At 59.4% G+C, this 10,256-nt stretch carries 12 protein-coding genes; 4 read left to right on the plus strand and 8 right to left on the minus strand.

What is annotated here, in order from left to right:
* Positions 1–339: 339 nt before the first annotated feature.
* Positions 340–816, plus strand: coding sequence for a hypothetical protein (locus VL547_RS09175; RefSeq protein WP_325577360.1), 477 nt, complete (start codon positions 340–342; stop codon positions 814–816).
* Positions 817–1,026: 210 nt separating this feature from the next.
* Positions 1,027–3,438, plus strand: coding sequence for an FtsX-like permease family protein (locus tag VL547_RS09180; RefSeq protein WP_325577361.1), 2,412 nt, complete (start codon positions 1,027–1,029; stop codon positions 3,436–3,438).
* Here VL547_RS09180 and VL547_RS09185 read toward each other — a convergent pair.
* Genes VL547_RS09185 through VL547_RS09210 form a run of 6 tightly spaced genes read right to left on the minus strand, consistent with a single transcriptional unit; the run spans position 3,424 to position 7,249 of the window.
* Positions 3,424–3,843 carry a DUF2147 domain-containing protein gene (locus VL547_RS09185; RefSeq protein WP_325577362.1) on the minus strand — a complete coding sequence of 140 codons (420 nt, stop codon included), beginning with the start codon at positions 3,841–3,843 and terminating at the stop codon, positions 3,424–3,426. The two genes, VL547_RS09180 and VL547_RS09185, sit on opposite strands and share 15 nt — an antisense overlap.
* Positions 3,837–4,613 (minus strand): hypothetical protein, encoded by a 777-nt coding sequence (locus tag VL547_RS09190; protein ID WP_325577363.1) that lies wholly within the window; start codon positions 4,611–4,613, stop codon positions 3,837–3,839. The genes VL547_RS09185 and VL547_RS09190 overlap by 7 nt, the downstream gene beginning before the upstream one ends.
* A complete protein-coding gene (locus tag VL547_RS09195) occupies positions 4,568–5,491 on the minus strand; it encodes an NAD-dependent epimerase/dehydratase family protein (RefSeq protein ID WP_325577364.1) in 924 nt (307 codons plus the stop codon). The genes VL547_RS09190 and VL547_RS09195 overlap by 46 nt, the downstream gene beginning before the upstream one ends.
* A gap of 6 nt (positions 5,492–5,497) precedes the next feature.
* Positions 5,498–6,073, minus strand: coding sequence for a hypothetical protein (locus tag VL547_RS09200; protein ID WP_325577365.1), 576 nt, complete (start codon positions 6,071–6,073; stop codon positions 5,498–5,500).
* On the minus strand, positions 6,060–6,950 hold the full coding sequence (locus VL547_RS09205) for a DUF692 domain-containing protein (protein WP_325577366.1): 891 nt from the start codon (positions 6,948–6,950) through the stop codon (positions 6,060–6,062). Before VL547_RS09205 ends, VL547_RS09200 begins: the two co-directional genes overlap by 14 nt.
* Positions 6,951–7,003: 53 nt before the next feature.
* Entirely contained in the window at positions 7,004–7,249 is a 246-nt protein-coding gene (locus VL547_RS09210) for a hypothetical protein (RefSeq protein WP_325577367.1), read from the minus strand.
* A 110-nt stretch (positions 7,250–7,359) separates the two neighbouring features.
* Here VL547_RS09210 and VL547_RS09215 point away from each other — a divergent pair, with 110 nt between their 5' ends.
* Positions 7,360–8,127: an SDR family oxidoreductase gene (locus tag VL547_RS09215; RefSeq protein WP_325577368.1), complete on the plus strand. Its 768-nt coding sequence runs from the start codon at positions 7,360–7,362 to the stop codon at positions 8,125–8,127.
* Here VL547_RS09215 and VL547_RS09220 read toward each other — a convergent pair.
* Both VL547_RS09220 and VL547_RS09225 read right to left on the minus strand, forming a co-directional pair.
* Complete coding sequence (locus VL547_RS09220) at positions 8,078–8,899, minus strand: glycosyltransferase (RefSeq protein ID WP_325577369.1); 822 nt, start codon at positions 8,897–8,899, stop codon at positions 8,078–8,080. The two genes, VL547_RS09215 and VL547_RS09220, sit on opposite strands and share 50 nt — an antisense overlap.
* 93 nt (positions 8,900–8,992) lie before the next feature.
* Positions 8,993–9,418 (minus strand): hypothetical protein, encoded by a 426-nt coding sequence (locus tag VL547_RS09225; protein ID WP_325577370.1) that lies wholly within the window; start codon positions 9,416–9,418, stop codon positions 8,993–8,995.
* A 26-nt stretch (positions 9,419–9,444) separates the two neighbouring features.
* Between VL547_RS09225 and VL547_RS09230 the strand changes: the two genes are divergently transcribed.
* Positions 9,445–10,256: hypothetical protein (locus VL547_RS09230; protein ID WP_325577371.1), on the plus strand; the 812-nt coding region annotated here is incomplete at its 3' end.

A 10,256-nucleotide genomic window follows, 5' to 3' on the forward strand; every position in this document is an offset into this window, starting at 1 on the left:
TGGGAAGAATACGTCCCCGCGGAGGTCGCGGCGAGCATAAAGGAGCGGTGCCTCTTCGGCTACGCCTGCGAACCCAAGGACGAGATAACCCGTGGATTAGGCTAACTGGGGGAAATTCATTAATTTGTGTACCATGTTCAGGCCGGCAAATACCGAAAATTGCCCATCCGCTTCCGGGCAACTCCCCGACTTCGAAAAGGCGGAACTGGATTTGTTGAAGGAAGGCCTTAACCGCTCTTATAAAGAGAGATTTCTTATGGCGACGAGACTTTACAAGATTCAACAAACCATGAAGAAGGCTGTCATAACACATAAAACCTTCGTCATCAAGTAGTCCTGATGGATATTTTCGATGAGGAGATATTGAAGTTCTGGGCCGCCTTACAAAACGCCCAAGTCAGCTATATTATGGTCGGAGGCTATGCGACGAACCTCCACGGCTTTTCACGATATACGGGTGATTTGGATATTTGGATCGATGACACCCCCGAAAACAGACATCGGCTTAGAGAGGCATTTGGCGAATGCGGTATGGGAGATTATTATATGCTGGAGACAATGCAGTTTGTCCCGGGCTGGACAGACTTCCATCTCATGAACGGCCTTCGCCTGGACATACTTGTACATATGAAGGGGCTTGAAGGATATAGCTTCGAGGAATGTCTTGCAATGGCGTCCATTGCCGACATTGATGGCGTTCAGGTCCCATTCCTTCATATCAATCAGCTGATAGCAAATAAGAAGGCGGTTAACCGACCCAAAGACCAAATCGATGTGATTGAGTTGGAGCGTATTCAAAAATTACTTGACCACTAACTCAGTACACATCACATTTCCCTTCGGGTTTGATGGTCTTGACCCCGCGGGAGTGCAGCGCCGGGGCGGCGCTGTAAAACCGGACGGGGATATGGAACCGGACAGCCGGGCGTATCAAAAACGAACAGTCTCGTATTTTAAACCAATGAAAGCCAGTATCTTAGGCTTTGGCACACTATTTACGGCATCCTTCGTACAACTGAAAGAGACATGTTCAAAAACTACCTGACCATCGCCTGGAGGAACCTCCTGCGCAACAAGGCCTTCTCGATCATCAATATCCTGGGCCTTTCCATCGGCATCAGCTCAGCCCTCGTGATCTACTTTGTCGCCCACTACGACAACAGCTTCGACCGCTTCGAGCAGGGTGGCGACCGTATCTACCGGGTGGTCGGCAAGGGAACTTTCGATAACAGGGTCATTCATTACCGGGCCACGCCGGCGCCGTTAGGCGACGCGATACGCGCCAACCTCAGTGGCGCGGAAGACGTGTCTTCCTTCCGCTATTACAGGGAGCCAAGGACCGCGGCGGGCAATGTCACTTTCAAATCGCAACCCAACGTCATCTTTGCGGACAACCACTACCTGAACCTGCTGTCTTATAAGACGCTGGCGGGTTCGGCGGACCTCACGGAGCCGGGTAGGGTGGTATTGGACGCCTCCCGGGCACGCCTGTATTTCCCGCGCGAAAGCTATCACGACATCATCGGACAAAGGATCACCTACAACGACAGCGTCGTGGCCACGGTATCCGGTGTCGTCGCCGACCTCGACGAGCGGGGGAATACCGATTTCAGCTTCAGGGAATTCGTGTCCCTGGCAACCATGCTGGACAATAAATACCTCCGGGAGCAAAACAGCTGGGACGAATGGGGTAACCTCATGAGCGACCAGCAGCTTTTCGTCCGCCTGGGCAAGGGCGTCCGGCCATCGGTGTTCGAGGCCGGGCTGGCCAGGCTCAATGCCAAATACCAGGTCCACAAAGGCCATGAATTGGAATTACAGCCGCTAAGCGATATACACTTCAACAGTCAGCTCGGCACCATCGAGAACCCCTCCGCCGACAAGTCCGCGCTCTTCAACCTGGTGCTCATCGCCGTTTTCCTGCTGCTCCTGGGGTGCATCAATTTTATCAACCTGACGACCGCGCAGGCCACGCGACGGGCCAGGGAGATCGGCGTCCGGAAAACCATGGGCAGCTCGCGGGGCGACCTGGTGCGGCAATTCCTTTGCGAAACGTTCGTCCTGACGACGCTGGCGACGGCGCTATCCCTGGCCGTTACGCCCTTCCTGCTGAGGACATTCTCGGGCTTCATCCCGCAAGGGGTGCGGTTTTCACCGGCCCAACCCTACGTGCTGGCCTTCGGCGCGATCCTGGTCTGCGCCGTCAGCTTACTGGCCGGTTTTTACCCCGCCATGGTGCTCTCGTCCTGGAAACCGGTCCAGGTGTTGAAGGGGCAGGTGATCCCGGGCGACCGGGGCAAAGCGCGAATCCGGCAGAGCCTCACCGTTTTCCAATTCGTCATCGCGCAGGCTTTTGTCATCGCGACCTTTGCGGTTTCCAAGCAAATCAACTTCCTCCTGAACCAGGATGTCGGTTTTCAAAAAGAGGCGGTATTCGGTTTCCGGACGTCATTCTACACCGATACCGCGTACGGCCGCCGCAAAATCCTCTTGCAACAAATACAACAGCTCCCCGGCGTGTCGAAGGCCGGTCTGGCGAGCGATATGCCCCTGTCGAGCAGGGCCATGCTCACGAGCGTTACCTTCAATGGCGTGGAAACGGACGTCGAAATAAAAAGCGGGGATACGTCTTACCTGGGGGGCTTCCACATCGCCCTGCTGGCGGGCCGTGCGCCGGTGGACGCCGACGCGTCCAAAGAGGTGGTGATCAACGAGACCTATCTGCACGTCCTGGGCTTCAAACGGCCCCAGGAGGCCATAGGGCAGCTGCTGTCCTTTGGGGACGAGCGCCGCCCTATCGTGGGCGTCATGAAGGACATATATGTGCATCCGATGAATCATGCCGGGTCTTTGGTAAAGCCGCTCATTTTCACGGAAGGCGACGAGAGGGCCCACCAGTTTTTCGTCAAGCTCCCCGGAACCGCCGCCATGGACAGCTGGACGCCCACCATCGCGCGGATAGAAACGCTTTTCAAAACGGCCTATCCCAACGAAGATTTCGAGCCCGTCTTCCTCGACGACGTCATCAACAACTTTTACATCAAGGAGCAAAAGACCGAAAAGCTGTTGGGTTGGACGATGGGCGTAACCATATTCATCAGCTGTATCGGCCTGCTCGGCCTGGTGATGTACACCACGCGTCAGCGCGTAAAAGAGATCGGCGTCCGGAAGGTCCTCGGCGCTTCGGTCACGAGCATCGTCAGGCTCCTGTCGACCGAGTTCGTCAGGCTGGTCGCCATCGCCTTTGCCGTGGCCGCCCCCCTGTCCTGGTGGGCCCTGCACCGCTGGCTCCAGAACTATGCCGTGCGGACGGAGCTCAGCTGGTGGGTCTTTGCCATCAGCGGCGCCGGCATGATCCTGATCGCGCTGGCGACCCTGAGCCTTCAAACCGTCCGGGCCGCCCGCGCCAACCCGGTCGACAGCCTACGGAACGAATAAGTCCCACTTGAGCGTCTTGCCAAACATCCAAACCCCCTTGTAGACCCGCATGCTCATGACCTTCCCATCGAGCTCGATGGTCACGTCGTAGCTGTTGCCGTCGTTGAAGTTGTATATCTTGCCCTTGGTCCATTTGCCGTCCTGGTAGACGAGGCCGGTGATCAGCACATAGTCTTTTAGATCGCGGGACCGCAGCGCCGGGTCGGGGTTGTGGATATCCTTCTTATACGTTTTGCCGTCAGCCTCGAAGAGCTGCACGCCATAGAGCATCCGCGCGGCATAGGTGTCGCCATCGCGGTACATTTGGATGCGGCCGTCTTTTTCGCGGGTTTGCCATACGTGGAGGATGCTGTCGCCGGGCGTCGTCTGGAGGCACAGGGCCAGCATAAGATAGAGGGTCACCATACAAACGGGATTAATCTTTTTCTGGAGATCGGGTATTCCGGGAATTCCTTCTTGTACCACCGCCAATTCGACGCCGCCCTCGGCACCAGGTTCGCGCACGTCCAGATCAGGAACGCGAGCGCCGGGAGGCTCCACGTGAGGAGAGCGTAGCCCGCCCATTCGAGGATTTCGCCGGAGAGGTTGGGGGAGGCCACGAGCCTGAACAATCCCACCGAGGGCACTACATATCCTGTCTCGCCCCGTTTGCGCAAGCCGATCAGCGTATAATCCGACCACCAGTTCAAAAAGAGCCCGCACGCAAACATCGCCAATCCAACGACAAACGGTACCGAGTAAAACCACGACGCCGGGTAGTGCGCCCACCGCCCGAACCACATCCCCAGCAGCGAGCCGTTCACGGTATTGAACACCATTGCCGATAGCATGATAACGAGTGGCATGCGCTTCCCGGACGTACGGATCACAAAGGGATAAACGAAGGCGCGGTGGATATAGTGCAGGAAAAACAACGCCACCATGAACCGCGCGGGGCCGCCCAGCGCGTAACCGCCGGGCTGCCAAGGCCGCGCTTGCAACAGTTGCGCCGCGAACGCGACAAGCACCGTCGCCTCCATAAAAAACCATCCCCACTTATTAGAAACGGTCGGACCCCAGTTTTTGCTGGTAAAACGCCCGTACGGCGCCTCGCGGCGCAGTAAATACAGGCCCGCTCCGACGCCCACAGCTACCCAGCAGGCGATAAAGACAACATACCCTGTTGTTGGAACCATGCTATCGTGTCGTTTAAGGTTTCAGTCAAAGGCCGCGGTTGAAAACCGAGGTCGCGCGCGGCGGCGGAATAGTCGACGCAACGGTTGCTGTAGATAACGTTGTACACGGCCTGCCGGGTGTAGTACGGGGCGTCTCCGGTCAACCGGGCCCAAAGTTTTACAAAGGGCAGGCCGAGCCAGACGAGCCAAAGGGGGACCACCGGTATCGGGCGCCCCGTGTTCAAGGCGGATAACGGCGCCCAGGCGCCCGCCAGCAGGTATACCTGGCCCGGGACGCCGCGCGTCACCGCTGCCGCTATCGCCGCCGCCACGTCCCGAACGTCCACGAAGTCTACTCCGCCGGGAAAAAGCGCGGGCACGCGGCCGCGCCGCAGGCCGATGAGGGCCTTGCCCAGCAGGGAAGGGCGGTAATCGAATGGCCCCAGCACCGCCGTGGGGGCCAGCGTAATGACCTCCATATCGGTGCAGCCCATGACCAGCGCCTGGGCGGATGCCTTGGTAAAATCATATGGCCGCCGCCGGTCGGTGCACAATGGCCGGCCCGCATCGAGCGGCTTGTCGTACGGCGCCTGTTCGAACGCCGCCACCGAGCTGATATAGATAAAACGCCGCGCGCCGGCACGGCGGGCCGCTTCCAGCAGATGCCGGGTGCCGTCCACGTTTATCGCAAAAGTCAAAGGATCCGCGACATCGCCGATATCTACGGACGCGGCAAGATGGATGACGACATCCGCGCCCGCGACCAGCCGGTCGAGCGAGACGGGATCGAGCAGGTCGCCGCCCTCGGCGCGCACCAGCGCCCGCACCTCGTGCCCCGCCAGCATCGGCATCAAAACCCTCCCGATAAAACCGGTGGCGCCGGTAACCGCGATCGTCATAAGGGGCTAAATATACGCCTCCTCCATGGTTATTTCGTGCTCGCGTATGTATAACCGGTAGCGCGTGGACGACGGCGCGATGTCGGCGGATTCGAGCGTCCCCGAGCGCAGGGCGGCCAGCAAGGAAAATATATCATGGTCGAATCGCAGGTATCGCTCTCCAGCCGCGTAGCTCAGCTCGTTCATCGCCAGCTCGAGCGTCAGCACGTCGCGTAAATAAGGGATGTCGGGCGGCTGGCGCAGCAGGAACTGCCCGAATGCCAGCACCTCGTGCTTGAACTGCATCGTCGTATCCCGCATCTCGCTCCAGAACGCCTCCACGAGCGGCGCCAGCCGGTCGCCGAGCAGCATGCAGCTGTTGGAGAGCTGCCCGTACAGGGGCGTGATCCGGTTCATCCTGTAGAGCGTACAACATGCGGACATGCCCTTTTGCTGGTGCACCACCGCGAGTAACCGCGACAGCTCCCGCGGCGACAGGTCAAACGCCGACAGAACCGGGGCCCCGTCAGACAGTAACGACCGGCAAAGGGCGGGCGATGCGATCAAATTCCCCATCGCCAGTTGAAAATCATGCGCGCTCATACCGGTATTTATTCCAGATACCCCGCGCCAGCTCCATCTGCCGGTTCAACCCGTCAAAGCGCAGCAACGGAAAATAGGATTCGTGGAACTCGAACGTGATACCGCGCAGGTTCGGCGCCCGCGCCACCGCATAGTCCAGGAGCTCCCAAACGGCGTCCGGACAGGGTCCCGAGTGTGAGTCGTAGTACATCCCGTTCATCTCGTTCCCGCCGGCGATGTGCATTTCGAGGACCTTTGTCATGTCCAGCTCGTCGATATAGGCCCGCGTCTTCACGCCGCAATTAATAGAGTTGGCGTAGAGGTTGTGGATGTCCAGCAGGATATGACAGTCATGCGCCCCCGTCATCTTATTGACAAACGCGGTCTCGGTATAATCCTGGTCCGGGTATTCGACAAAATAGACGTTGTTCTCGAGCAGGAAGGGCAGCGCGATTTCCCCGGTGATAAAGTCAACCTTCGCCCCGATCATCTCGAGATACTCGTCATCGTAAGGAACCGGCACCGCGATCCCCGCGTTGTGGTCGTGAGGCCCTTTTGTCGGCAGCTTCAGGAAAGAAAGGTGGTCGCTGTGCCAGCGAAAACGGTAGGCCTCGTTCATCCCCCGCATAAATTCGACATACTCCCTGTCGAGGTAGTCGACCGTACCCAGCGACATCCCGATGTTGTGCGCGGTCAGCGGCGTCCGCGCCGCGATCCAGTCCAGCTGGCGTTTCCACTGAGGCAGCTCGACAAAACGCGGGCTGGCGCCGCGTCCTTCGTCCGACCAGAACATGTCGGGGATGATCTCGATATAGTCGACGTTGTCGATGTGTCGTTCAAGGTATTCGGGCAGGGCCGCGTTATACAGCATGCCCACGCCCAGCGCGTTATCGTTCATGTCAAAAGGTAAATAAGGCCCGCCCGGCCGCCCGGTACGGGCCGTGCCCGTAATTAGACCCTTTCGACGGCGACAGCGCCTTCCGCGATGTTCACCGCCATCACTTCTTCAAATTTTTCACGGATGTTGAAGTCCTGGCCCGAAAGACAGGTTTGGCAACCCGACGGCCGGAATCCTTTCAGGAGCTCGCCGAGCGTCAACTTAGCCAGTTCCGCGTGCGGCGTGCCGTGCGGAACGAGCAGCTCAACGCTGTGCTTGTCCTTGGAGACCCGCAGCTCTCCCTTGATTTTCTGTGCCATAGCTATTTTTTTAGGTTAACGAATGGTATGTGTAACCTAGAGACATTCCCCGGTTGAAAAAAGAGTAGGGGAACGGTATTTAATTAACCGGAATAACTGTATATTCCGCGATGCTCGAAGGCAAGAATGTCGTCATTTACAACGCCAGCGGCTCGCTCGGCGGTGCCGTAGCCCGCGCCATGGCCAGCGCCGGCGCGCGGTTGTTCCTGACCGGTCAATACGAAGAAAGGTTGAAAGACATCGTGGAAGCCACCGGTGGCGAAGCCGCCGTCGTCGACCCCTTCGACGAGGCGCAGGTCGAAGCCCACCTGCAAAGCATCGGCCGCGTCGATGTTTCTTTCAACGCCACCAATACGCCCCTGAAGCAAAACGTCCCCCTCGTGGACCTTACGACGGCGGAGGTCGTCGAGCCGATGACACGCATGCTCCAGACACGCTTTATCACCGCAAAGGCCGCGGCCAGGATCATGATGCTCCGACGCGGAGGCGTCATCCTCAGCCTCACCGCCACACCCGGCGGCATCGGCTATCCGCACACGGCAGGTTTTGCGCTGGGCTGCTCGGCCGTCGAGCGTCTCTCCGCGAACCTGGCCGCCGAGCTGGGACCGTATGGCATACGCGTGGTCAATATACGGTCGGGCGGGTCGCCCGATTCACGCGTCTTCGCGGACGCCCTGCGCGCCGAGCCGGCCATCATGGAGGGCGGGTTGCGTCAGATGGAGGATGATACGATGCTAAAGCGGCTCCCGCCGATGGAGGACATCGCCAACACGGCGGTCTTCCTGGCGTCGGACCTCGCCCGGAGCATCACGGGCGTGACCGTCGACGTTAGTTGTGGGACAACGGTGGGGTTGAATTATCGTTCGCCCCGGGCGTGACCTCCGGCGCCGCTGCAACCGCTACCCCGGCAGGGGCCGGCACGCGGTGATGCCGGTACCCACGCATAATCTTCCAGAACTCCAGCGGAATCTTCATGAGGTCGCGCCAGCCCAGCTTGGACTGGCCCTTTTCGATCCAGGTGTGGAGCGGCAGCTCCAGGCTGCAGGCCTCGACCATGCGGCCGGTATAGGCGATGCGTTTGAAGATTTCCACGTCGAAGAGCCACTTCGAGACGAAGGGGTCCTTGAAAACGACCATCGCCAGGCCGGGCCGGAAGAACTTGGCGCCGCACTGGCTATCGTAGACGGGTAACCGAAGATACATACTGATGGCGCTGGCCACGACGCGGCCAAAATAGTGACGGTAGTGGAAGCGCTGTATACGCGCGCCGATCCGGGCGATGCGCGAGCCAAAGACGAATTCGATCTCGGGCTGGCGGAAGACGCGCAGGAAATAGCGCGTCTCTTCGAGCGGCGTGGACAGGTCCGCGTCCATGAAGCCGACAAAGCCGACGCCCTCTTCGGACGCGGCCCTGAGTATCCCCTGCCGTACGGCGCCGGCCTTCCCCTGGTTCCGCGGAAGGTCCAGGATCGCCACCTTGTCCGGAAATTGCAAACGCAGCTCTTCGAGGACCGCCAGCGTGCGGTCGGTGCTCCCGTCGTTGACGAACAGCAACCGGGCCGGGTTGGCCTCCAAAAAGCGCCGGTATTCCGACGAACGCAGACGCCCCGCTTCATTGTAGCACGGTACGACAATGGTGACAAAAGACATAGTAACGAGGATTAGGCGGGCGCGGTGAAAAGGTACTACGCACGCCCCCTGCCGGGTTACTGATTCGGGAGTATTATTTGTCGAAAAACGGAGTCAGGAGACGCCGACGACCGGCCCTTCTCCGGGACGCTTGCCCATCAATTGTTTCGCCAGCGGCGCCATCGGCGACAGGAATATCACCGGTTCGCCGTCGACCACCTGTTTCCCCAGACCGATGCTGATAAAAAGGCGAGCCTGCGCCGTCTCGACCAGGGCGCCCAGGGTGCACGCGGTCATCGCCTGCGTGGGCACCGCGTGCAGCGTCGCCAGGTCCCCCAGCGCTTCCGTCAGCTGACGCGCGTGCAGCTCCTTTTGCAGGTGCCCCATCGCGCGCCCGGTTTCGTATTTGTCGCCGGCGGAACTCTTCTCCTCGCTGTTGGCCGCCGCCTGCGCCTCGTCCATGGCCGCGCGCGCGGCCGCCACGCGCTCCTGGATGAAGGCCTCGGCCCACGCCTTCAGTCGTTGTTTAGTCGCGGTCATACCCAAAAATACGCTAATTTGATCCCATGAAGCCCCTCATCGCCCTCTTGCTCATTACCTTTACTGTTCACGCCCAAACGCGCCTCCGCGCCGACACCTCGGCCGCGCTTGTCTACGAAGGCGACGATTACATCCACCACTGGCGCATCAACCCCGGGGTACCCCTCGACATCCTGACCATAACCAAGAGCCGGGAGCCCAAAAGCGTCCGTTTTTGCACCGACAAAGATACCCTCGCGATAATGTTGAAGCCCGGTGACAAGATCGACTTCGACGTCGCGCTCAAGGGCGTGCCCTGTCACACCCGGATCGAGAGCCCCGCGCTAAAAGACTACTCAGCCAAAAACGAGAACGACACCATCCCCTTCACCCTCACCGACCACAACAACCTCCTCTTCCACGTCGTCATCAACGACAAGGACAGCTTGCCCGTCATCTTCGATTCGGGTACCAGCGGTCTGTTGCTCGACGACAACGTCTATAAGAAAGAATACAACAGCCTGACCATCGGCCGCTTCCATTGGGACAGCCTGGACGTCTATCCCGTATCGCTCTCCGGGCACGGCAGCGACGGCCGTTTCGGGTGGGACCTCTTTGACGGTAAGATCGTCGAGATCGACTACGACAGAAGCCTCTTTATCGTCCATACCCGTCTCCCGGATACCCACGGTTATACGGCGCTCCCGATCGAGTATACCCACGACCTTTTTTGTATCCGCGGCGACCTGGCCGTAAGGGGCGTGAGGTACCCTGGCCGCTTCCTCTATGACGACGGCTACGAGCGGACCATCCTGCTCGACACCGCGCTGGTGGCGGAGACAGGCTATCCCCGCGACCA

This window comes from Dinghuibacter sp., from assembly GCF_035492835.1.
GTDB lineage: Bacteria > Bacteroidota > Bacteroidia > Chitinophagales > Chitinophagaceae > Dinghuibacter.

Coding starts and splice junctions, on each gene's coding strand:
- VL547_RS09185 (WP_325577362.1), bottom strand. CDS start 3,843: ATGGTGACCCTCTATCTTATGCTGGCCCTGTGCCTCCAGACGACGCCC.
- VL547_RS09190 (WP_325577363.1), bottom strand. CDS start 4,613: ATGGTTCCAACAACAGGGTATGTTGTCTTTATCGCCTGCTGGGTAGCT.
- VL547_RS09180 (WP_325577361.1), top strand. CDS start 1,027: ATGTTCAAAAACTACCTGACCATCGCCTGGAGGAACCTCCTGCGCAAC.
- VL547_RS09200 (WP_325577365.1), bottom strand. CDS start 6,073: ATGAGCGCGCATGATTTTCAACTGGCGATGGGGAATTTGATCGCATCG.
- VL547_RS09220 (WP_325577369.1), bottom strand. CDS start 8,899: ATGTCTTTTGTCACCATTGTCGTACCGTGCTACAATGAAGCGGGGCGT.
- VL547_RS09175 (WP_325577360.1), top strand. CDS start 340: ATGGATATTTTCGATGAGGAGATATTGAAGTTCTGGGCCGCCTTACAA.
- VL547_RS09210 (WP_325577367.1), bottom strand. CDS start 7,249: ATGGCACAGAAAATCAAGGGAGAGCTGCGGGTCTCCAAGGACAAGCAC.
- VL547_RS09205 (WP_325577366.1), bottom strand. CDS start 6,950: ATGAACGATAACGCGCTGGGCGTGGGCATGCTGTATAACGCGGCCCTG.
- VL547_RS09225 (WP_325577370.1), bottom strand. CDS start 9,418: ATGACCGCGACTAAACAACGACTGAAGGCGTGGGCCGAGGCCTTCATC.
- VL547_RS09195 (WP_325577364.1), bottom strand. CDS start 5,491: ATGACGATCGCGGTTACCGGCGCCACCGGTTTTATCGGGAGGGTTTTG.
- VL547_RS09215 (WP_325577368.1), top strand. CDS start 7,360: ATGCTCGAAGGCAAGAATGTCGTCATTTACAACGCCAGCGGCTCGCTC.